21 protein-coding genes are annotated in these 19,850 nt (G+C 63.7%); 9 read left to right on the forward strand and 12 right to left on the reverse strand.

Translation table 11 applies throughout. The features are described from left to right. Together pepN and ABZE94_RS02345 are read left to right on the forward strand one after the other, a co-directional pair. Positions 1-1,986, forward strand: a 1,986-nt coding sequence (gene pepN / locus ABZE94_RS02340; RefSeq protein WP_372873924.1) for an aminopeptidase N, incomplete at its 5' end; no start/stop codon positions are given. Between the two features lie 246 nt (positions 1,987-2,232). Next, entirely contained in the window at positions 2,233-3,042 is an 810-nt protein-coding gene (locus ABZE94_RS02345; protein WP_372873925.1) for an SDR family oxidoreductase, read from the forward strand. Between the two features lie 61 nt (positions 3,043-3,103). On the opposite strand, the gene ABZE94_RS02350 is transcribed toward ABZE94_RS02345, so the two are convergent. From ABZE94_RS02350 to ABZE94_RS02360, 3 genes are all read right to left on the reverse strand, one after another. After that, positions 3,104-3,955, reverse strand: a complete 852-nt coding sequence (locus tag ABZE94_RS02350) for a DMT family transporter (protein WP_372873926.1) — start codon at positions 3,953-3,955, stop codon at positions 3,104-3,106. Continuing rightward, the gene (locus tag ABZE94_RS02355; RefSeq protein ID WP_372873927.1) at positions 3,952-4,287 is read right to left on the reverse strand and encodes a tRNA-binding protein; all 336 of its coding nucleotides are present in this window, start codon (positions 4,285-4,287) and stop codon (positions 3,952-3,954) included. The genes ABZE94_RS02350 and ABZE94_RS02355 overlap by 4 nt, the downstream gene beginning before the upstream one ends. 86 nt (positions 4,288-4,373) lie before the next feature. After that, positions 4,374-5,126, reverse strand: coding sequence for an AraC family transcriptional regulator (locus ABZE94_RS02360; RefSeq protein WP_372873928.1), 753 nt, complete (start codon positions 5,124-5,126; stop codon positions 4,374-4,376). 144 nt (positions 5,127-5,270) lie between these two features. Here ABZE94_RS02360 and ABZE94_RS02365 point away from each other — a divergent pair, with 144 nt between their 5' ends. Further along, positions 5,271-6,080, forward strand: a complete 810-nt coding sequence (locus ABZE94_RS02365; protein WP_372873929.1) for a UDP-2,3-diacylglucosamine diphosphatase — start codon at positions 5,271-5,273, stop codon at positions 6,078-6,080. Beyond that, a complete protein-coding gene (locus tag ABZE94_RS02370) occupies positions 6,077-7,111 on the forward strand; it encodes a glycosyltransferase family 4 protein (RefSeq protein ID WP_372873930.1) in 1,035 nt (344 codons plus the stop codon). The genes ABZE94_RS02365 and ABZE94_RS02370 overlap by 4 nt, the downstream gene beginning before the upstream one ends. A 376-nt stretch (positions 7,112-7,487) precedes the next feature. On the opposite strand, the gene ABZE94_RS02375 is transcribed toward ABZE94_RS02370, so the two are convergent. Together ABZE94_RS02375 and ABZE94_RS02380 are read right to left on the reverse strand one after the other, a co-directional pair. After that, complete coding sequence (locus ABZE94_RS02375) at positions 7,488-8,876, reverse strand: adenylate/guanylate cyclase domain-containing protein (protein WP_372873931.1); 1,389 nt, start codon at positions 8,874-8,876, stop codon at positions 7,488-7,490. Positions 8,877-9,068: 192 nt separating this feature from the next. Continuing rightward, entirely contained in the window at positions 9,069-9,386 is a 318-nt protein-coding gene (locus ABZE94_RS02380) for an Mpo1-like protein (RefSeq protein WP_372873932.1), read from the reverse strand. Between the two features lie 170 nt (positions 9,387-9,556). Here ABZE94_RS02380 and ABZE94_RS02385 point away from each other — a divergent pair, with 170 nt between their 5' ends. Next, the gene (locus tag ABZE94_RS02385) at positions 9,557-10,558 is read left to right on the forward strand and encodes an AraC family transcriptional regulator (protein ID WP_372873933.1); all 1,002 of its coding nucleotides are present in this window, start codon (positions 9,557-9,559) and stop codon (positions 10,556-10,558) included. Between the two features lie 19 nt (positions 10,559-10,577). Here the strand turns inward: ABZE94_RS02385 and ABZE94_RS02390 are convergent, their stop codons facing one another. Then, on the reverse strand, positions 10,578-12,029 hold the full coding sequence (locus ABZE94_RS02390; protein ID WP_372873934.1) for a TrkH family potassium uptake protein: 1,452 nt from the start codon (positions 12,027-12,029) through the stop codon (positions 10,578-10,580). 155 nt (positions 12,030-12,184) lie between these two features. Between ABZE94_RS02390 and ABZE94_RS02395 the strand changes: the two genes are divergently transcribed. Both ABZE94_RS02395 and ABZE94_RS02400 read left to right on the forward strand, forming a co-directional pair. Beyond that, the gene (locus ABZE94_RS02395) at positions 12,185-12,556 is read left to right on the forward strand and encodes a YkgJ family cysteine cluster protein (RefSeq protein ID WP_372873935.1); all 372 of its coding nucleotides are present in this window, start codon (positions 12,185-12,187) and stop codon (positions 12,554-12,556) included. A gap of 368 nt (positions 12,557-12,924) precedes the next feature. Continuing rightward, complete coding sequence (locus ABZE94_RS02400; RefSeq protein WP_372873936.1) at positions 12,925-13,488, forward strand: nitroreductase family protein; 564 nt, start codon at positions 12,925-12,927, stop codon at positions 13,486-13,488. Between the two features lie 120 nt (positions 13,489-13,608). Here ABZE94_RS02400 and ABZE94_RS02405 read toward each other — a convergent pair whose 3' ends face one another. The 5 genes from ABZE94_RS02405 to ABZE94_RS02425 form a co-directional block, all read right to left on the reverse strand. Continuing rightward, positions 13,609-14,940 (reverse strand): sensor histidine kinase, encoded by a 1,332-nt coding sequence (locus ABZE94_RS02405; RefSeq protein WP_372873937.1) that lies wholly within the window; start codon positions 14,938-14,940, stop codon positions 13,609-13,611. Between the two features lie 110 nt (positions 14,941-15,050). Further along, on the reverse strand, positions 15,051-15,491 hold the full coding sequence (locus tag ABZE94_RS02410; protein ID WP_372873938.1) for a Spy/CpxP family protein refolding chaperone: 441 nt from the start codon (positions 15,489-15,491) through the stop codon (positions 15,051-15,053). A 130-nt stretch (positions 15,492-15,621) separates the two neighbouring features. Next, entirely contained in the window at positions 15,622-16,299 is a 678-nt protein-coding gene (locus tag ABZE94_RS02415) for a response regulator transcription factor (RefSeq protein WP_372873939.1), read from the reverse strand. 6 nt (positions 16,300-16,305) lie between these two features. Beyond that, a complete protein-coding gene (locus tag ABZE94_RS02420; RefSeq protein ID WP_372873940.1) occupies positions 16,306-16,689 on the reverse strand; it encodes a translation initiation factor 2 in 384 nt (127 codons plus the stop codon). Between the two features lie 258 nt (positions 16,690-16,947). Next, positions 16,948-17,247 carry a YciI family protein gene (locus ABZE94_RS02425; RefSeq protein WP_372873941.1) on the reverse strand — a complete coding sequence of 100 codons (300 nt, stop codon included), beginning with the start codon at positions 17,245-17,247 and terminating at the stop codon, positions 16,948-16,950. Positions 17,248-17,590: 343 nt separating this feature from the next. On the opposite strand from ABZE94_RS02425, the gene ABZE94_RS02430 reads away from it, so the two are divergent. Both ABZE94_RS02430 and ABZE94_RS02435 read left to right on the forward strand, forming a co-directional pair. Next, on the forward strand, positions 17,591-18,454 hold the full coding sequence (locus ABZE94_RS02430; RefSeq protein ID WP_372873942.1) for a PHP domain-containing protein: 864 nt from the start codon (positions 17,591-17,593) through the stop codon (positions 18,452-18,454). A 13-nt stretch (positions 18,455-18,467) separates the two neighbouring features. Then, positions 18,468-19,094: an L-threonylcarbamoyladenylate synthase gene (locus ABZE94_RS02435; protein WP_372873943.1), complete on the forward strand. Its 627-nt coding sequence runs from the start codon at positions 18,468-18,470 to the stop codon at positions 19,092-19,094. Positions 19,095-19,238: 144 nt separating this feature from the next. On the opposite strand, the gene ABZE94_RS02440 is transcribed toward ABZE94_RS02435, so the two are convergent. Next, positions 19,239-19,595 carry a PA2779 family protein gene (locus ABZE94_RS02440; protein ID WP_372873944.1) on the reverse strand — a complete coding sequence of 119 codons (357 nt, stop codon included), beginning with the start codon at positions 19,593-19,595 and terminating at the stop codon, positions 19,239-19,241. Positions 19,596-19,850: the final 255 nt, after the last annotated feature.

The following is a 19,850-nucleotide window of genomic DNA, read 5'->3' on the forward strand; positions in this document are numbered from 1 at the left end:
AACATCGACAAGTGCCAGCACGCCATGGACAGCCTGAAGAAGTCGATGAAGTGGGACGAGCAGGTCTATGGCCGCGAGTACGACCTGGACATCTTCATGATCGTCGCGGTCAACGACTTCAACATGGGCGCCATGGAGAACAAGGGCCTCAATATCTTCAACTCCAGCTGCGTGCTGGCCAAGGCCGAGACCGCCACCGACGCGGCGCACCAGCGGGTCGAGGCGGTGGTCGCCCACGAGTACTTCCACAACTGGTCGGGCAACCGGGTGACCTGCCGCGACTGGTTCCAGCTGTCGCTCAAGGAAGGCTTCACGGTATTCCGCGACGCCGAATTCAGCGCCGACATGAACTCGCGCACGGTCAAGCGCATCGAGGACGTGGCCTACCTGCGCACTCACCAGTTCGCCGAGGATGCCGGCCCCATGGCCCATCCGGTGCGTCCCGAGTCGTTCATGGAGATTTCCAACTTCTACACCCTGACCGTCTACGAGAAGGGTTCGGAAGTGGTGCGCATGATCCGCACGCTGGTCGGCGCCGCGGGCTTCCGCCAGGGCAGCGATCTGTACTTCGAGCGCCACGATGGCCAGGCGGTGACCTGCGACGATTTCATCAAGGCCATGGAAGACGCCAATGGCGTCGACCTGAGCCAGTTCAAGCGCTGGTACAGCCAGGGCGGTACGCCGCGTTTGGCCGTCAGCGGGGCCTACGATGCCGCCGCCAAGACCTACAACCTGAGCTTCAGGCAGAGCTGCCCGCCGACGCCGGGGCAGAAGGACAAGCAGCCCTTCGTGATTCCCGTGGAGTTGGGGTTGCTCGGCGCGCAGGGCCAGGCCTTGCCGCTGCGCCTGCAAGGTGAAGCCGTCGCAGGGGCGACGTCGCGGGTGATATCGATCACCGAAGCCGAGCAAGTGGTGACCTTCGTCGATGTCGCCGAACAGCCGCTACCCTCGTTGCTGCGCGGCTTCTCCGCGCCGGTCAAGCTGAGCTTTCCCTACAGCCGCGATCAGTTGATGTTCCTCATGCAGCACGACGCCGACGGCTTCAATCGCTGGGAAGCCGGTCAGCAGTTGTCCGTGCAGGTGTTGCAGGAGTTGATCGGCCAGCATCAGCGCGGCGAGACCTTGCAGCTCGATCAGCGCCTGGTCAGCGCCCTGCGCAGCGTGCTGGAGAACGCGTCGCTGGATCAGGCCATGGTCGCCGAGCTGCTTTCGTTGCCGGGTGAGGCCTACCTCAGCGAAATCAGCACGGTGGCCGATGTCGAGGCCATCCACAGCGCCCGCGAATTCGCCCGCCAGCAACTGGCCGAGGCGCTGTTCGATCTGCTCTGGCAGCGTTACCAGGCCAATCGCGAGCTTTCGCGCAGCACCGCCTATGTCGCCGAGGCCGAACACTTCGCCCGGCGCAGCCTGCAGAACATCGCGCTGTCCTACCTGATGCTCAGCGGCAAGCCCGAGGTGCTGGCCGCCTGCCTGGAGCAGTTCGAGGCGTGCGACAACATGACCGAGCGTCTGGCGGCCTTGGCGGTGCTGGTCAATTCGCCGTTCGAAGCGGAAAAGGCCAAGACCCTGGCCAGCTTTGCCGAGTTCTTCAAGGACAACCCCCTGGTCATGGACCAGTGGTTCAGCGTGCAGGCGGCCTGCAGCCTGCCGGGCGGCTTGGCGCGCGTGCAGCAACTGATGACGCACCCGGCCTTCACCCTGAAAAACCCGAACAAGGTGCGCGCCCTGATCGGGGCCTTCAGCGGGCAGAACCTGGTCAACTTCCATCAGGCCGACGGCAGCGGCTATCGCTTCCTGGCCGATCAGGTGATTACCCTCAATGCCCTCAACCCGCAGATCGCCGCGCGGCTGCTCGGGCCGTTAACCCGTTGGGGCAAATACGACGATGCGCGTCAGGCCTTGATGAAGGCCGAGCTGGAACGGATCCTCGTCTCTGGCGAACTGTCCAGCGATGTTTATGAGGTGGTCAGCAAAAGCCTCGCCTGACCCGCGCCGCCGCCCTGAAACATGGTGCCGGTCGCGGACCGGTACCATGTTTTCGCCGAATGGCAACGCTCTGATCGCGCTGTGCCGGCCCAATACCTCAAGCAACCTGCGATCACCGGTGCGGGGTGCAGCGACGGTGGTTTGCCTGGGTCATTCAGCGGCATGATGGTGCGTGGGGCTGGATATTTCCTTGGCTACACTGCGCCTTGTATTCTTTTTCAGCGCACAAGATAAGGCGACTTCCATATGCAAAATCGCATGATGATTACCGGTGCGGGTTCGGGGTTGGGGCGTGAAATCGCCCTGCGCTGGGCACGCGAGGGCTGGCGCCTGGCGCTCGCCGATGTCAACGAGGCGGGTCTCGGCGAGACCCTGGAATTGGTCCGCGCAGCCGGCGGCGATGGTTTCGCCAAGAGCTGCGATGTGCGCGATTACAGTCAGCTGACCGCACTGGCGCAGGCCTGCGAGGCAAAGTTCGGCGGCATCGATGTGATCGTCAATAACGCCGGCGTGGCGTCGGGTGGTTTCTTCGACGAGCTGTCGCTGGAAGACTGGGACTGGCAGATCGCGATCAACCTGATGGGCGTGGTCAAGGGCTGCAAGGCGTTCTTGCCCTTGCTCGAGCGCAGCAAGGGCACGATCGTCAACATCGCGTCGATGGCGGCCCTGATGCAAGGCCCGGCGATGAGCAACTACAACGTGGCCAAGGCCGGTGTGGTGGCGCTGTCGGAAAGCCTGCTGATCGAGTTGAAGGCACAGGAAATCGGGGTGCATGTGGTCTGCCCGTCGTTCTTCCAGACCAACCTGCTCGACTCCTTCCGTGGCCCGACGCCGGCGATGAAGGCCCAGGTCGGCAAACTGCTGGAAAGCTCGCCGATCAGCGCCGCGAACATCGCCGACTACATCTATGACGCGATGGCCAAGGGCGAGTTCATGATTCTGCCCCACGAGCAGGGCCGCATGGCCTGGGCGTTGAAGCAGAAGAACCCGCAGCTGCTGTATGACGAAATGATCAGCATGGCCGACAGGATGCGCGCCAAGGGCAAGCCGGCGTAATCCGGCTCCAGGTGCGGCCAGGACTGGCGAGGGTTCACCCGGCCCTTCGCCAGTTGGTCGCTCAGCGCGCCATGCGCGCCGAGAAGAAGATCGCCAGGATGATCAGCGTGCCGCCGAGGAGCATGCGCAGGGTGGGTATTTCATTGAACAGCCACCAGGCGAAGGCGATGCCGTAGACCGGCTCCAGGGCAAAGATCACCGCGGCGCTGCGCGCCTTGATCACGCGCAGGCTGGCGACGAACAGGCTGTGCGCCAAGCCAGTACAGAACACTCCGAGCAGGCCCAGCCAGAACCAGTCGAGCAGCGCCAGGCTGGGCAGCAGGGGCCAGGCGAAAGGCAGGAAGCACAGCAGCACCGTGAGGTTCTGGCAGAGCGCCGCCTGCACCGGATCCAGACCGCGGGTACCGGCGCGGTTGAGCAGCGACAGCAGGGCGAACAGCAAGCCCGACAATATGGCCCAGAGCAGTCCGACGGTGGCCTGGTTGCCGAGGTCGAAGTTCGGCGTGACCAGGATCAACCCCAGGCAGACCAGGGCGACCATGGCGAATTCGCTGGACCGCGTACGTTCGCGAAACAGCAGGCCTTCGAGCAGCACGGTAAACGCCGGGAAACTGGCGAAGCCGAGGGTGGCGATGGCCACGCCGGAAACCTTCACCGCCTCGAAGAAGGTCAGCCAATGGCTGCCGAGCAATAAGCCGCCAAGCGCCAGCATGGCCAGCTGTCGGGCGTTTGGGCGCTGGCTGTGGTTCTGGTTGAGGAGACGGGCGAACAGGGCGAGGGCGACGACGGCGAAGATCGCCCGGCCGGCGACGATGGCCAGGGGCAGGGTATTCGCCAGTTTGCCGAAGATCCCCGACAGGCCGAACAGCAGGGCGCCCAGGTGAATCGCCAGCAGTGCCTTGCGTTCGGTCATGCCAGGCGCGCGCCATTGGGCAGCGGTTTGTCGAAGCTGGCCAGTACCACCTTGTTGTCGGCGTCATAGACGCCGGTGACCAGCACCTCGGAGCGGATGCCGGCGATGCGTTTGGGGGCGAAATTACACACGCAGAGCACCTGGCGGCCAACCAGCTCGGCACAGGGGTAGTGCTCGGTGAGTTGCGCGCTGGAGGTCTTCACCCCGAGTTCGCCGAGGTCGACCCGCAGCACATAGGCCGGCTTGCGGGCTTTGTCGTTCGGCTCGGCGGACAGCAGCGTGCCCACGCGCAATTCCACCCGCTGAAAGTCTTCCCATTCGATCTGCTGCATAACGCTTCCCCGGCTAGCTGATGTTGCATGCAGTCTAGGGAGAGAAGCGGGCCCTGTCTGTCGCGGGAGTCGCGAGCTTTGTCGCGTTACTCGCGGCGCTGGCGCAGCGCGCGCGGGGTGCAGCCGAACTGGCGCAATAGCGCCGCGGTAAAGGCGCTTTGCGAGCTGTAGCCAACCCGCGCCGCGATCTCGCTGACCGCCAGATGGCTGGTGCACAGCAACTGTCGGCCCAGCAGCAGGCGCCGGCTGCGCACATAGGCCATGGGCGTCTGCCCGGTCTCGTCGAGAAAGCGCGCATGGAAACGCGCCGCCGACAAACCGGCCAACCGCGCCAGATCGCCAACCTGCAGCGGGTAGGCGGCATGCCGGTCGATATGCGCGTCCAGGGCTGCCAGCGGCAAGCCTGGCACGCCCGGCAGCTCGACGCGCTCGCTTGCCAGGCTGGCCAGCAACAGCGCTGCGCCTTGCTGGGCGATCACCGGGTCATTGATCGGGCTGGCCGCCAGCCAACTCACCAGCTGGCTTTGCGCCGGGTTGAGGCTCAGGGCGCCGGGGCGCTCGAGCAAGCGTCGGCTGGCATCGGCATGCATGCCCAGGTGCTGTTGCAGCCAGTGCTCGGAGGGCACGTCGAGCACCAGGCACTGGCTGCCGCTGCTGCTGCCACAGGCGTGTTGCGCCGTCGCCGGCACCACGGCGAGGGTCTGGCGGATCACCCGGCTGCCCAGTCCGGCGACTTCGAAGTCCAGTTGGCCGCTCAGGCCGAAGACCAGCTGCGCATGGGCATGGCTGTGGTTGAGCAGTTCATGGCTGTAGTGACGCAAAGAGAGCGGCGACGGCATGGCAAGGTCCTCATGACAGGCGGCCAGTTTAGCAGGCCGTTGCGCCTGGTCGTGGCGGGGCGCTGTCATTGAACCGCCATGGAGTTGTCACAGTCGTTTCACCGCAGGCAGGCACGCTCTTGAAAACCCAGCCGGAGGCCGCCCATGACCAGCGCCCAGCTCGCCAAGCCGAGTCGCAAGCAACGAGTTCGCACCCTGTGGATTTCCGATGTCCACCTGGGCACCCGGGATTGCCAGGCCGAACACCTGGCGGCGTTTCTCAAGCGCTACCAAACCGACCGGATTTACCTGGTGGGCGATATCATCGACGGCTGGCGGCTGCGCAGCGGCATCTACTGGCCGCAGGCGCACAGCAACGTGATCCGCCGCCTGCTGACCATGAGCAAGCGCGGCACCGAGGTGATCTATGTCACCGGCAATCACGACGAGTTCCTGCGCCGCTATTCGTCGCTGATGCTGGGCAATATCCAGTTGGTCGACGAGGCCGAGCACGTCACCGCCGACGGTCGCCGGCTGCTGGTGATCCATGGCGACCAGTTCGATGTGATCACTCGCTACCACCGCTGGCTGGCCTTTCTCGGCGACTCGGCCTACGAGATCACCCTGACCCTCAACCGCTGGCTCAATCACTGGCGCAGTCGTTACGGCTACGGTTATTGGTCGCTGTCGGCCTACCTCAAGCACAAGGTCAAGGGCGCGGTGAGCTTCATCAGCGACTTTGAGCAGGCGATCGTCCACGAATGCGTCAAGCGCGGCTTCAATGGTGTGGTCTGCGGGCATATCCATCACGCCGAGATCCGCCCGATGGGCGAGGTGGAGTACATGAACTGCGGCGATTGGGTCGAGTCCTGCAGCGCCTTGATCGAACACCTGGATGGCCGCATCGAGCTGTATCGGCTGGCCGACGACCAGACTCGGCAAGCCCTGGCTCTGACCGAGCAGCCGGCGGCATGAGGATACTGATCGTCTCGGATGCCTGGCTGCCCCAGGTCAACGGCGTGGTCACCAGCTTGCAGGCCCTGGTCGGCGAACTGGGTGATCTGGGCCATCAGGTCGAACTGCTGTCGCCGCAGGATTTTCGCAGCTGGCCGTGCCCGACCTACCCGGAGATTCCGCTGGCATGGAACCTCTGGCGGGTCGGCCCGGCAATCCGCGAGTTTCAGCCCGACTGCGTCCACCTGGCCACCGAGGGGCCGCTCGGTTGGGCCGCCAGACGCTGGCTGGGCAAGCGCGGCCTGGCGTTTTCCAGCGCCATCCACACGCGCTTTCCCGAGTACATCCATGGCCGTTGGCCGTGGTTGCCGCTGCGCTGGGGCTATGCCTACCTGCGCGCCTTTCATCGCCCGAGCCAGGCGGTGCTGGTGACCACAGAGCGCCTGCGTGCGGAGTTTGCCGGCTGGGGCCTGCAGCGTCTGGCGCTGTGGCGCAAGGGCGTCGATACCCGCTTGTTTCAGCCGCGGGTGCCGCTGCTCGGAGCGATCAAGCCGGTGTTCCTCTGTGTCGGGCGGATCGCCGCGGAAAAGAACCTGGAGGCCTTTCTCGAACTCGACCTGCCCGGCGAGAAGCAGGTGGTCGGCGACGGTCCGCTGCGTGAAGCCTTGCAGGTGCGCTATCCGCAGGTGAAGTTTCTCGGCTATCGGCATGGCGCAGAACTGGCCGAGGCCTATCGTCAGGCCTGCGTGCTGGTATTTCCCTCGCGCACCGATACCTATGGCCTGGTGATGCTCGAGGCACTGGCCTGCGGCACGCCAGTGGCGGCCTTTCCGGTGCCCGGCCCGCTGGATGTGCTGGAGGCGGGCGTCACCGGGGTGATGGACGAGGATTTGCGCGCGGCCTGCCTGGCGGCACTGGAGCTGAACCGCACGCGCTGCGCCGAGTTGGCGGCGCAGCAATCCTGGCGGGTATCGGCGCTGGAGTTCCTGGCCCGTCAGCCCTTGCTCGACGGCGAGCCGTGCCAGGGCCAGGAGCCGGTCGCGGAGTTGTAGGGCGCGCTAGGGCAAAGGGCGGTGCGGCTAAAGCGTAGTGACGCCCGGGCCGACCTGGATTCTACGCTGCACTGATCAGCCGGCCTCTGTGATGGCTATCGCTGCGCTCAAGCCTACGCGGCCCGCCGCATCCTACAAAATCCGGCACGGCCATATCGTAGGATGGCGTTGAGCGCAGCGATACCCATCGGGCGGTTTAAGCCTGTACCCGTTGGCAGGGCGAATATCGATGATGGGTTACGGCGCGTTTGTTCTGCTGACCGCAGGTCAATTTGTGGGCGCCTAACCTACGCGGCCCGACCCATCCTACGGTCTTGATCCTTGAGCACACAGTTTGCTGCGCGACAGCGCTGCGTCGAAGAAAGGGCGGCCGCCCCTACATGATCACCTTGTCGCGCAGTTTCTCGGCGGCCTGCTGCAGCGCCTGGATCACCCGTTGCTTGTCGAAGTTCTGGATGCCGTTGGTGTCCAGGTACATGGAGAAACCGGGCAATTCATGCTCGACATAGCTGGAGGTGGCGCCCAGGTCGCGGCGGAAGTCCACCACCTGGTAGATTTGTACCGGGCGGGTGAAGCCCTTGACGTTGATCTGGCCCTTGTCGCGGCACATGATCATGTCCTTGACCAGCGAGTAGGTCTCGTGGGAGATGAGGATGTCGCCGGCTTCGGCAGCGCTTTCCAGGCGGCTGGCGAGGTTCACGTCGCGGCCGATGATGGTGTAGTCCATGCGTGTGTCGGCGCCGAAGTTGCCCACCGTGCAGTAGCCGGTGTTCAGGCCCATGCGGATTTCCAGCGGCTTGGTGATGCCCTGGGCGCGCCATTGCTGGCGCAGCACTTTCATGTGCTTGCGCATGGCCACGGCCATCGATACCGCCGCCATTGCATCTTGCTTGGCGCCTTTGCTGGCCGGGTCGCCGAAGAACACCATGACGCTGTCGCCGATGAACTTGTCGATGGTGCCGCCGTATTTCAGGCAGATCTTCGACATCTCGTTGAGGTAGCTGTTGAGCAGGTCGGTCAGGGCCTCGGCTTCCAGTTCCTCGGACAGCTCGGTGAAACCCTTGATGTCGGAGAAGAACACCGTGAGTTTCTTGCGCTGGGTCTCCAGGCGCACGCTCTTCTTGCCGGTGAAGATCGACTCCCATACCTGCGGTGACAGGTACTTGGCCAGGTTGCGTGCGAGGCGGGCGGCTTTTTCCTGCTCGCGCTTGATTTCGCAGCGCACCTGGTCCAGGCGCAAGCCCTGCTGGTGCACGAAATAAGCGGTGATGCAGATGTACAGGGTGCTGAAGGCGATGCTCACCAGGGCAACCAGGGCCGGGGTCTCGGGGGTGAATTTCAGTTCGGTCAGCGCCGTGTTGAGCAGCGTGCTGCTGGCCGCGACCAGCATGGCCAGGGCCAGGTAGCGCAGGCCACCGACCACCATCGAGCTGAAGGCCAGGATCAGCAGGCACATCAGGCTGGGCACGACCGAGAAACTGAGCAGGGCGAGCGCCGCGCCGCAGTGCAGGGCGTCGATGAACAGCAGGGTCAGGGTGGCGGTTCGCGGATGATCACGCTTGAAGCGCTGGCTCAGGTGGTAGACCAGGTGCGGATAGAGCAGGGCATAGGGCACTACCCAGAGAATGTCGTAGCCGAAATGCTGGGTATAGGTGCCGGCAGCGATGCTTGCGGCCACGGCGATATAGGCCAGTATGCGCGAATAGTATTCGCGCAACGGTGGCGCCGGCAGTGCGTGGAGCCGGTTCTGGGTAGTGGCATTCATGCTGTGGAAACGATCCCTGCTGATTATCCGACGTCTCTGCTGGGCGTCTAAGTAGCGCTGCAAGCGCTGGACCAGGATTGCAACAGAGCAGGGATCATAACCAAGCGAGGCGACACGAGCCAAGCACCAGTGCTCAACGGTGTGAAGATGGCGTCCAGCGGCTGGCGTCGGCGCAGCCTGAACGCCGGCGGATCAGAATTTGATGCGCCCGGTAAAGGCATCCTTGAGCATTGCCCAGTCACCCATGAAACTGTACAGCGGGTATTGAAAGGTGGCCGGGCGGTTCTTTTCGAAGACGAAGTGGCCGACCCAGGCAAAGCCATAGCCGGCGACTGGCATGGCCAGTAGCCACAGCCACTGTTGCGTGGCCAGGGCGTAGAAGAGGATGCCCAGCACCAGCAGGCTGCCGACATAATGCAGGCGGCGGCAGATCGGGTTGCTGTGTTCTTGCAGGTAATAGGGATAGAACTCGGCGAAGCTGGTGTAGCGTTTGCTGGTTGGCGTAGCCATGGCGTGCCTCCTGGTCGTCTACTGGCCGCACCGGCGGATCAGCGGCTGTGGCGTGTTGGCAGTCTAGGCGCGCTGTCCCGTTGGGCCAGTGACATTAAGTGCCAGTTTAGTATCCTTCGCCGCCAGGCCGAGAGAAGCGACTTCCAGATGACTCGAACAAGAATAACGTCATGAGCGAACGCACCACTTCGTCGAATTGGGCCCTGGGCATCGTCCAGGCCCTGGAAATGGGCGGCGTCGACTGCCGGATGATTTTCCGCGAGTTGGGGCTGGATTACGCCGCGCTGGAAGATCCGGATGCACGCTTTGCCCAGGACGACATGACGCGGCTGTGGCAGCGCGCGGTGGAGCTGTCGGGCAATCAGGCGATCGGCCTGAACATGGCCAAGGTGGTGCGCCCGGCTTCATTCCATGTGGTCGGTTACGCCTTGATGTCCAGCCGCACCTTGACCGAGGGGCTGGCACGGCTGGTGCGTTACCAGCGGATCATCGCCGAAGGCGCCGATCTCAGCTTCCGTCCCACGCCCAGGGGTTATGAGCTGATCCTGGCGATTCATGGCGACCGCCTGCCGCCGGCCCGGCAGAGCGCCGAGGCTTCGATGGCCTGCGCCTTGGCCTTCTGCCGCTGGCTGACCGGCCAGCCCATTCGCCCGCAGCAGGTGCTTTTGCAAGGCGACCCTCCGGCGGATCTCGAGCCCTTTCAGCAGGTGTTTCAGGCGCCGCTCAAATTCAATGCCGGGCACTATGCACTGCTGTTCGAGCGGGCTGACCTGGACCGGCCTCTGCCGACGGCCAATGAGTCGCTGGCCCAGTTGCACGACAGATTCGCCGGCGAATACCTGGCGCGCTTCTCGGAAAGCCGCGTGAGTCACCAGGCCCGGCAGGTGCTGTGCCGCCTGTTGCCCCAGGGCGAACCCAAGCGCGAGGCGGTGGCGCAGGCGCTGCACGTGTCGCAACGAACCCTGCAGCGGCGTCTGCAGGACGAGGGGACGAGCTTCCAGCGCCTGCTCGATGACACCCGTCGCGAGCTGGCCGAGCAGTACCTGGCCCAGCCCAACCTGACCCTGCTGGAAGTGGCCTATCTACTCGGCTTTGCCGATCCGAGCAATTTCTTCCGCGCGTTCCGCCGCTGGTTCGCCATCACCCCGGGCGAGTACCGCGCACGTTTATAGCTACCCGGGTGGGCAGTGCTCAATGCCGCCAGAAGCTGGCGGTAAACAGCACCAGCACGGTAATGATCTCCAGGCGGCCGAGCAGCATGCCGGCGGCGAGTACCCACTTGGCGGCATCCGGCAGGCTGGCGAAGTTGCCGGCCGGGCCGATGATCGGGCCCAGGCCAGGACCTACGTTGCACACTGCGGTGGCGGCGCCGGTCAGTGCGGTGATGGGGTCGAGCCCGAGCATCGCCAGGAACAGGGCGATGGCGCCTATGGTCATGGTGATAAAAAAGGAGAAGGTGAGAATCGAGCGAACGATCTCTTCATCGAGGTTGTGGCCGTTGTATTGCTGCTTGATCACCGCTCGCGGGTGGACCATCTGTTTCAGGTTGGCCCGCAGCAGGGACAGGGCGACCTGGAAACGGAACATCTTCAGGCCGCCGGTGGTGGAACCGGAGCAGCCGCCGACGAAGGTCAGGTAGAAGAAGGCCATGAAGGCGAAACCGCCCCAGGTGCTGTAGTCGCCGATGGCATAGCCGGTAGTGGTGGCTATCGATACCACATTGAAACTGGCCAGGCGCAGGGCGTCGCCAAAGGCATGTTCGGAGTTGAGCCAGAGCCAGGTGCTGAACACCAGGCAGACCACTATCAGCATGCCGATGAAACCGCGCACCTGCTGGTCCTTGAGCAATGCCTTGTAGTTGCCGCGCAGGCTGGCGACATACAGGGTGAAGGGCAGGCTGCCGAGCAGCATCAGGACGATGGCGACCCAATGGCTGGCCGGGTCGAAGTTGCCCATGGAGGCATCCGAGGTGGAGTAGCCGGCAGTGGAAATCGAGGTCATGGAATGGTTGAGGGCATCGAACCAGCTCATGCCGGAGAACCAGTAGGCGAGGATGCCGATCAGGGTGAAGGCCAGGTAGATGGCGACGATGTACTTGGCCGCCATATGCGAGCGCGGCATGACCTTCTCGCCCCAGTCCGAGGATTCGGTCTGGAACAGGCGCATGCCACCGACCCGCAGCAGCGGCAGGACCGCCACGGCCATGGCGATGAAGCCGATGCCGCCGAGCCATTGCAGCATCGAACGCCAGATCAGCAGGCCCGGCGAGGCGTCGTCCAGCCCGGAGAGCACCGTCGAGCCGGTGGTGGTGACCCCGGACATGGTCTCGAAGAAGGCATCGGTGTAGCTGATATGGTGGATCAGCGCCATCGGCAGGGCGGCGAATATGCACACGATCAACCAGCTGGCGGTAGTCAGCATGTACATGTCGCGAGGCCGTAATTGAACATCTTTCGGGCGCCCCTGGGCCACCATGGCCAGCCCGGCGACAAAGGTGATCATGCTCGACCAGAGGAAGGCATTGAGTTCGTAGGATCTGTCGAAGGTCAGCAGGGTGAGCATCGGCACGACCATGCTGATGGCCAGGGTGATCAGGAAGATGCCGTTGATGAACGCGATGATCCGTAGGGTCGGCAAGGCCATGCAGGGGGCTCGGATTGAGGGCGGCAAAGGGCGCCATTGTACTCGCGCGGTCGGGGCTGTAAACCAGCCATTACAAGGGGCTTTACAAGTGCATGGCTAGGCATAGAATAGCCGCCAGGTGCCGGCCCTTGCCGGTTTCTGAGCCCTCTAAAATCATGTCGAACGCTAATCCTTGCCTTACGTGTGGCGCCTGCTGCGCGCATTTTCGTGTGTCTTTCTTCTGGGGTGAGTGCCAATCGGCCGGCGGCACGGTGCCGGACGACCAGGTGGTGCTGATCACTCCGCACCGGGTCGCCATGCGCGGCACCGAGTACAAGCCGGCTCGCTGTGTCGCCCTGCTTGGCGACGTGGGGCAGGGCGTACGCTGTACGCTCTATGAGCAACGCGCCAGCCCATGCCGAGAATTCGAGGCGTCCTGGGCCAACGGCGAGCCTGAGCCGCGCTGTGACGATGCCCGGCGCGCCCACGGTCTGCCGCCGTTGACGCCACCGGTAAGGCCGAGTGTGGCGCCGGAGCGGGTTGCGTAGGGCGGGTTAGCGGCGCCAAGCTGCGAACGATCAGGCACCGCTATCGTGGCGCGCCGCGTAACCCGCCAGGCGCCTCGCCTCGAAACTGGACTGCGTTGCGCCGGTGGCGGGTTACGGCGCGCCTGGTTTCGCTGGCCACCGTTGATCGACTGCCGCGCGCCTAACCTGCCCTACGGGTTCGCGGTCATGGATAAGGCGTGATTAACCGACAGTTCAACGTTGGCGTGACCCTAGAGCCTGAACGTTTGTTTGCGCTAACCCGTGCCGTTGATTTCTGCTGTCGGTTTGCGCGTCGAGTAACGGATTTTTCCCCGCCAGCCGCTGCCACGCTCTAGAATTCCCGCTTATTTTTATTCAAGAGGTGGCCGATGGATGCTCTCGATGCTCTGCTCAATCGTGTTTCAGCGCCGCGTTTGCGCGAGCCTGCACCGGATGCCGCGCAGCGCGAACTGATGTTTCGCGCAGCATTGCGTGCACCGGATCACGGCCAGTTGAGGCCGTGGCGCTTTCTCACCATCGAGGGGGCGGCGCGTGAGCAGTTGGGTGACTTGTTCGCCCAGGCCCTGGCGGCCGGTGAGGGTGAAGTCGGCGAGGAGGCCTTGGCCAAGGCGCGTGCCATGCCGCTGCGGGCGCCTTTGCTGGTCGTGGTAATCGCACGTGTAAAGGCCCATGCCAAGGTGCCGCCGCAGGAACAGGTTATTGCCGCGGGTTGCGCTAGCCATGCCATTCTGCTAGCCGCCCATGCCCAGGGCATAGGCGCGGTCTGGCGCACCGGTGAGCTGGCCTACAACGCTCAGGTGGCGACGGGCCTTGGCTTGGCCAGTGACGAACAAGTCGTCGCCTTCCTCTACCTGGGAACCGCCGAACGCGAATTGCGCAAACCCGCGCCTTTGCCTGTCGCCGATTTCGTCAGCGCCTGGCCGGGCGCGTAACGGGCGATTTGTAGGGGGGAGGGCGCAGGCTCATCGGCGCGGCACAAAAGCTGGCGGGTTGTCGCTGCGCTCCGAAGCCGCCCTGCCTCCGAACGGAGCGCCGTCAAAGCCGCCCCGCCCTTACAGTCTGGCCTGTGGCTTTAGCGGCAGCAGCAGGCTGGCGCTGAAGCCGCCTTCGGGGTGGTTGCGCAGCAGCAGTCGGCCGCCGTGGCGCTCGGCGGCGCGGCGGGCGATCGCCAGGCCGAGCCCATGCCCGGGGGCGCTTTGTCCGGGGGCGCGGAAGAAGGGTTCGCCCAAACGGGTCAGGTATTCGGCGGCAACGCCAGGCCCGTGGTCGCGTACGCTGAGGCACAGTTCGTCGGCCTGGCGCTCGGCCTTGAGTTCGATCGGTTGGCCTGCCGGATTGAAGCGCAAGGCGTTGCGCAGCAGGTTGTCCAGTGCCCGTTCGAGCATGTCCGGCCAGCCGTGCAGGCTCACGCCGGGTTTCAGTTCGATCTCCACCCGCTGCTCCGGGGTGTCGAGTCGTGCCTCTTCTTGCCGCTTGCGCAGCAGCGCGGCAAGGTCGACCGGTTGCGCTGCGCCAGGATCGGCGTCGAGGCGGGCGAGGGCGAGAATCTCGCTGATCAAGGCCTCCAGGCGGTCGCATTCGCGCGCCAGGCGAGGCCAGAGCTTTTCCCGCTCGGCGGCGTCGGCGCGTTCGGCCAAGGCCAGTGCGATGCGTAAGCGCGCCAGCGGCGAGCGCAGTTCGTGGGACACATCGCGCAGCAACTGGCGCTGGCTGCCGATCAGCCCTTGCAGGCGTGCACCCATGCGGTTGAAGTCGCGGGCCAGCACGCCCAGTTCGTCGCGCCTATTGGCCAGGCGGGCCAGACTGTCCTGCTGGTAGGCGGTCTGGCCGAGGTCGTGCACGGCGCCACGCAGGCGATTCAGTGGACGGGTGATGGACAGGGTCACCAGCAGGCTGAACAGGGTCAGCACCACCAGGGCGATGCTCAGTGCACTGAGCGGCCAGAGCAGGCTGTCGCGGTGCCAGGCAGTCAGCTCGCGGTGCGGGATACGGTAGATGAACAGGTAGGTTTCGCCGGTCTGCGGGCTGCTGTAGTCGGTGGTCAGGCGGCGCCAGGGCAGGCGCTTTTCATTCTGTTGGCGCGCCTCGAAGGCAGCGGCGCGCGGCGGGAAGGTGCCCCTGACCAGGGGTTGGCCGTTGTCGTCGAGCACTTGCACGTTGAGGCGCGAGGCCTCTTTGCGCTGCTCGAGAAAGGCCTGGGCGGCGTCGGCACCCCGTTGTTCATAAAGGCTGGTCCAGGTTTCGGCCAAACCATCCAGGGCCGGGTGCTGGCTGAGAATCCAGGCGTCCTGGTTCAGCGCTCGTCCCAGCAGCATGGATAGCCCGGCAACCAGGGCAAGGGCCAGCCAGAAGCTGGCGAAGATGCGCCAGAACAATGAACGCACGGATGACTCCTTCTTGGTAGCGAAAAGGCAGCGAAAAAACCCATCAAGACAGGGCTTGATGGGTGGGTTTGTGCTGGCATGCGCGGCTGGCCGAAGCCAGCCTGCGGCGGTTATTCGGCCTTGTTGGCCTGTTCGGCCTTCCAGGCGTTGAAGGCTGCACGCTCGGCGCGACGTTCCTGCATTTTCTTCTGGTGCTCGTCGAAGGCCTTCTGCTGTTCGGGTTCGAGCAGATCGCGAATGCTGCTGTGTCGCTTGTCCTTGGCGGCTTTCAGCTCATCCTGCATGGCCTTCTGTTCGGCCGCCGGCAGCTTTTCCAGGTAGCGTCGGGTGATCTCGTGGCGGCTTTTCATCTGCTCGCCCATCAACTTGCGGATTTCGCGCTGTTGCTCCCGGCTCAGGTCGAGGTCTTTGAACATCCGCGAGCCATGTCGGTCACCGTGGCTGCCGCCGTGGCCATAGCCGTCGCCGTGCTGCGGGCCGCCTTCGGGCATGGCCATGGCCAGCGTCGGCAGGGTCAGTGTGAGTAACAGGGCGGTGAGAGTCTTGCGCATGGTGTGTCTCCTTGTCTCGATGCAGGTCAGTTACCGGATGTGCCCAGTCTAGAGCGGTCAAGGTCAAGGGCCGTCAGGCAAGGGTAAAGCCTGGGTAAAGCCGAGCCGAGACTGGCTTTACCTCGTTGCGTCAGGCGCTGTAGTAGTAGCCGCGGCTGCGCAGGGCGAGGATGCGCGGGCGTCCGTCCGGGTGCGGGCCGAGTTTCTTGCGCAGGTTGCTGACGTGCATGTCCAGGCTGCGGTCGTACAGGGTCAGTTTGCGGCCCAGCGCCAGTTGCGCCAGTTCCTGCTTGTCCACGGGTTCGCCGGGCTGCTGCAGCAGGGCTTCGAGCAGGCGACTCTCCGACAGGGTGAGAATGACCTCGTGTTCGCCGATCGTCACCACGCCGCGTGCCTGGCTGAAGCACAGGTCGCCCAGTTGCAGCTGGCTGGACACGGCCGGATGCAGGCTGCGCCGCAACACGGCGCGCAAGCGGGCGGTCAGCTCGCGGGGGTCGCAGGGCTTGGCCAGGTAGTCGTCGGCGCCGAGTTCCAGGCCGAGGATCCGGTCCAGCGGCTCGCCGCGGGCAGAGAGCATCAATACCGGCAGCCCGGGATGGTCGCTGCGCAATTGCTTGAGCAGTTCCAGGCCGCTGCCGTCGGGCAGCATCACATCGAGTACCACCGCGTCAGGAGCCTGATCGTCCAGGGCGCGGCGTGCGCTGTTGCCATCATGGCAGGCACTGACCTGGAAACCTTCCTGGGTCAGCCAACTGGTCAGCAGCTCGCACAGTTCGATGTCGTCGTCGATTAACAGGAGGGTGCTCATACGGGTTCAGTTTATCCACTCACGCCGCGAGCGGCGTTTGCCGCGCAGCAATCCGCCGAGAATGACGCCCAGCAGTGCTGCGCCGGCGCCGACGGCAAACCATTGTTGCCGATCGTCGAGCAAAGGCTCGGGCGCCTCGGCCTGGATTTTCTTCAGCTGCAGCTTGAGGCGTTGGTTTTCCTGGCGCAGGCGCTGTAGGAGTGCGCTACCGTCACCGCTGGCTTGCAGTTCTGCGCCCAATGCTTCGCGCTGTTGCTCGCTGGTGGCCAGACGCTGTTCGAGGGCATCGATCTGCGCTTGCTCCGCGGTAGCAGGCGGGGTTTGCTCGGCGTGCAGAGCGAGCGGCAGCAGCAATAGCGTAAACAGAAAAGACCACGGGCCTGGGCGCATCGGAACTCCTATGTCCTGTTGGGTGGTTGTCGGCAAGCAGCGACCAGCAGGCCGTTGTAAAACTACCTGCGTTGGCCCTCTTGATAAAAGAGGGGGCGTTAAAAACGGCCTCGCGTGCGAGCCCAGTCCTCTTTTGACTCGCTTCGTTCGCCCTGCGGGCCAGCCTACGGCTGTTACTCCGCTGCGGCCGTTTTTGCGGGGACGCCTAGTCTTTGTCTTGTCTGCCTCGCCTACGTTTTTCAACGGCCTGCTCGCGAATTAAGGAAGAACCAGTTTGAACGGCTTGACCAGCACCGAGGCGTAGACTCCGGCCGCGCGATAAGGGTCGGCATCGGCCCAGCCTTGGGCGGCATTCAGCGATTCGAATTCGGCAACGATCAGGCTACCGGAAAAGCCTGCCGGGCCAGGGTCGTTACTGTCGATTGCAGGATGCGGGCCGGCGAGCACCAGGCGGCCTTCGCTTTTCAGTTGTTCCAGCCGAGCGACGTGCGCGGGGCGAGCAGCCAAACGACTTTCCAGGGAGTTTTCGACATCGGTGGCGATAATGGCGTAGAGCATTTCAATCCTTAATGGCAGGTGCGCCAGTCGGCATCAGCGCAGAAAAGCAGGGCGAACTGGCAAAGTCGAGAAATTGTTTATTGCACGAAGCCCAGCTCGCTGGCGATCCAGCTCACAGAGAAAAAGCATCGCCGGAGTGCCGGGGCACAGCAAGGACTACATGCAACCCAAAACTGGGACATGGCCTTGCGCATTACTGCGCTTGGCCATGTTGGGTTGCGGCTATTTTTGCCTTGTCTCGGCGGCTTCGCCTACATTTTTCAACAGTCTAGTTAGTGATATCAGCAAGAGTTCGCCGGTGTCGGCATAATAACAAACATAAATTACCGAGAAAGCGTTGCTTATGGATGTTGATTTGCATTGTCACAGCACGGCTTCAGACGGTGCGCTTGCGCCTGCTGTGGTGGTCGCGCGGGCGTACGAACGTGGTGTGCGGCTGTTGGCGCTGACCGATCATGACACCCTGGAAGGCCTCGAGGAGGCGCGCGCCGCCGCCCAGGCGCTGGATATGCAGCTGGTCAATGGCATCGAGTTGTCCTGCACCTGGGGTGGCGCCACCATTCATGTCCTCGGTTATGCCTTCGTCAGCGATGCGCCAGCTTTGCTCCAGTCGATTGCCGAGCTGCATGAGGGGCGCTGGTTGCGTGCCGCGGAAATCAGCAAGCGCCTGGACAACAAAGGCATGCCTGGCGCTCTCGAGGGCGCGCGGGCAGTGCAGCAGGAGTTGGGCGACAGCGGCAACGCCCCGGCCCGCCCGCACTTCGCCGAGTTTCTGGTGCGTGCCGGTTACGTCAAGGATCGCGCCGAGGCCTTTCGCAAGTGGCTCGGGTCGGGCAAGTTGGGTGACGTCAAACAGCATTGGCCGACATTGCAGCAGGCCCTTGCAACCTTGCAACAAGCCGACGCCTCGATCAGCCTGGCGCACCCGTGGCAGTACGACTTTACTCGTAGTAAGCGACGCAAACTGATCGCCGATTTTGTCGCTGCCGGTGGCCATGCGCTCGAGGTGGTCAACGGCATGCAGCCAGCCGAACAGGTTGGTGGTCTGGCGATTCTGGCTCGCGAATTCGGCCTGCTGGCGAGTGCCGGCAGTGACTTTCATGCACCTGGCGACTGGTCTGAACTGGGTATGTATCGCCCTGTACCGGCAGACTTGTCGCCCCTTTGGGCGCGTTTTCAGCATGTCCAGCAGCCTACTGCAAGTTGAACAGGGAGTTAGCGTGAGTCAATTTTTCCAGGTTCACCCGGAAAACCCACAGCTGCGCCTGATCAAACAGGCGGTGGAGATCATCAGAGCCGGCGGTGTGGTGATCTATCCCACCGATTCGTCCTATGCGCTTGGTTGCCATATCGGCGACAAGAATGCGGTGGAGCGTATCCGCCGTCTGCGCCAGTTGGATGACAAACACAATTTCACCCTGGTCTGTCGCGACCTGTCGCAGATAGGCCTGTTCGCCAAGGTCGATACTGGCGCCTTTCGCTTGCTGAAGAACCATACACCGGGGCCTTACACCTTTATCCTCAGTGCCACTCGCGAAGTGCCGCGCATGCTGCTGCACCCCAAACGCCGCACCATCGGTCTGCGGGTACCGGGTCATCCGATTGCCCAGGCGTTGCTCAGCGAGCTCGGCGAGCCACTGATGAGCGTCAGCCTAATTTTGCCGGGCGAGACGCTGCCAATGAGCGATCCCTGCGAAATGCGCCAGATCCTCGAGCATCAGGTCGACCTGATCATCGACGGCGGTTTTGGCGGGTTGGAGGCCTCGACCGTCATCAATCTGGTTGACGATGAGCCGCAAATCATTCGCGTCGGCTGCGGCGATCCCACGCCTTTCGGCGAGGCCTAGAGCGTGTAAGAAACTCTCGCCTCCTGCGACCGCCTTCAAGCGCCCGCTGCTAACGTCGCACTGCGCACGCCTGGAGACGGTCTCGCTACGGCGCTCGATATTTCACAACCGCTGAGGGCCGCATCGAAGGGCGTTGCGTCGAGGCTAAATAAGCAATGCCACCAGGATAGCCACCAGCAGGATGACGATGAAGTCATTGCCACTCAGTGCACCGGCAGCCGGCAACGCGTCGATCCGCTGGGCCAAGGTGGCGACCTCCGCGGGCGTCAGCGCATCCACCCGGCGGTTGGCCAGGGTGGCGGGGACATCCATGGCTTGCAAGCGCTCCTCGACGTCGGCACGGTTGAGGAACTCACTGACTTTGTCGCGATCGGCCTGCAGGGTTTGCTCGGCGATGACTTCTTGGGTGCCGATCATGCCGGCATGGGCAGTTAGCGGCGGCAGGAACAGCAGTAATGCTGCGAGCAAAGCGATACCGAACGTTAGGCTGGGAATTTTCATGCTGTGACCCTCGACGACTAGTCTGGATTCGCGTCAAATCGTGCACTGCTGTTGGCGCGCGGTTCTGCCGTCGGCTTGGCCTGAGAGCTTGTGAAAAATCGCTCGCCTGCAGGCGCCCGCTGCTGCGTTGCGCTACGCGAATACCCAGAGGTGCTCTCGCTACGGCGCTCGATATCTTCACAATCTCTGACGCTGACGGCTTCATTAGTTATGACTGACCGTGAGTTGAAGCGGTTCCCTTATCGTTTTTCCCGC

Source organism: Pseudomonas sp., assembly GCF_041601375.1.
Taxonomy (GTDB): domain Bacteria; phylum Pseudomonadota; class Gammaproteobacteria; order Pseudomonadales; family Pseudomonadaceae; genus Aquipseudomonas.

What these genes read in the sequence shown, in the direction of transcription:
- ABZE94_RS02430 (WP_372873942.1), top strand. Translation starts at nt 17,591, where the DNA reads ATGGATGTTGATTTGCATTGTCACAGCACGGCTTCAGACGGTGCGCTT.
- ABZE94_RS02350 (WP_372873926.1), bottom strand. Translation starts at nt 3,955, where the DNA reads ATGACCGAACGCAAGGCACTGCTGGCGATTCACCTGGGCGCCCTGCTG.
- ABZE94_RS02415 (WP_372873939.1), bottom strand. Translation starts at nt 16,299, where the DNA reads ATGAGCACCCTCCTGTTAATCGACGACGACATCGAACTGTGCGAGCTG.
- ABZE94_RS02365 (WP_372873929.1), top strand. Translation starts at nt 5,271, where the DNA reads ATGACCAGCGCCCAGCTCGCCAAGCCGAGTCGCAAGCAACGAGTTCGC.
- ABZE94_RS02345 (WP_372873925.1), top strand. Translation starts at nt 2,233, where the DNA reads ATGCAAAATCGCATGATGATTACCGGTGCGGGTTCGGGGTTGGGGCGT.
- ABZE94_RS02355 (WP_372873927.1), bottom strand. Translation starts at nt 4,287, where the DNA reads ATGCAGCAGATCGAATGGGAAGACTTTCAGCGGGTGGAATTGCGCGTG.
- ABZE94_RS02360 (WP_372873928.1), bottom strand. Translation starts at nt 5,126, where the DNA reads ATGCCGTCGCCGCTCTCTTTGCGTCACTACAGCCATGAACTGCTCAAC.
- ABZE94_RS02380 (WP_372873932.1), bottom strand. Translation starts at nt 9,386, where the DNA reads ATGGCTACGCCAACCAGCAAACGCTACACCAGCTTCGCCGAGTTCTAT.
- ABZE94_RS02395 (WP_372873935.1), top strand. Translation starts at nt 12,185, where the DNA reads ATGTCGAACGCTAATCCTTGCCTTACGTGTGGCGCCTGCTGCGCGCAT.
- ABZE94_RS02390 (WP_372873934.1), bottom strand. Translation starts at nt 12,029, where the DNA reads ATGGCCTTGCCGACCCTACGGATCATCGCGTTCATCAACGGCATCTTC.
- ABZE94_RS02440 (WP_372873944.1), bottom strand. Translation starts at nt 19,595, where the DNA reads ATGAAAATTCCCAGCCTAACGTTCGGTATCGCTTTGCTCGCAGCATTA.
- ABZE94_RS02420 (WP_372873940.1), bottom strand. Translation starts at nt 16,689, where the DNA reads ATGCGCCCAGGCCCGTGGTCTTTTCTGTTTACGCTATTGCTGCTGCCG.
- ABZE94_RS02375 (WP_372873931.1), bottom strand. Translation starts at nt 8,876, where the DNA reads ATGAATGCCACTACCCAGAACCGGCTCCACGCACTGCCGGCGCCACCG.
- ABZE94_RS02385 (WP_372873933.1), top strand. Translation starts at nt 9,557, where the DNA reads ATGAGCGAACGCACCACTTCGTCGAATTGGGCCCTGGGCATCGTCCAG.
- ABZE94_RS02400 (WP_372873936.1), top strand. Translation starts at nt 12,925, where the DNA reads ATGGATGCTCTCGATGCTCTGCTCAATCGTGTTTCAGCGCCGCGTTTG.
- ABZE94_RS02410 (WP_372873938.1), bottom strand. Translation starts at nt 15,491, where the DNA reads ATGCGCAAGACTCTCACCGCCCTGTTACTCACACTGACCCTGCCGACG.
- ABZE94_RS02370 (WP_372873930.1), top strand. Translation starts at nt 6,077, where the DNA reads ATGAGGATACTGATCGTCTCGGATGCCTGGCTGCCCCAGGTCAACGGC.
- ABZE94_RS02425 (WP_372873941.1), bottom strand. Translation starts at nt 17,247, where the DNA reads ATGCTCTACGCCATTATCGCCACCGATGTCGAAAACTCCCTGGAAAGT.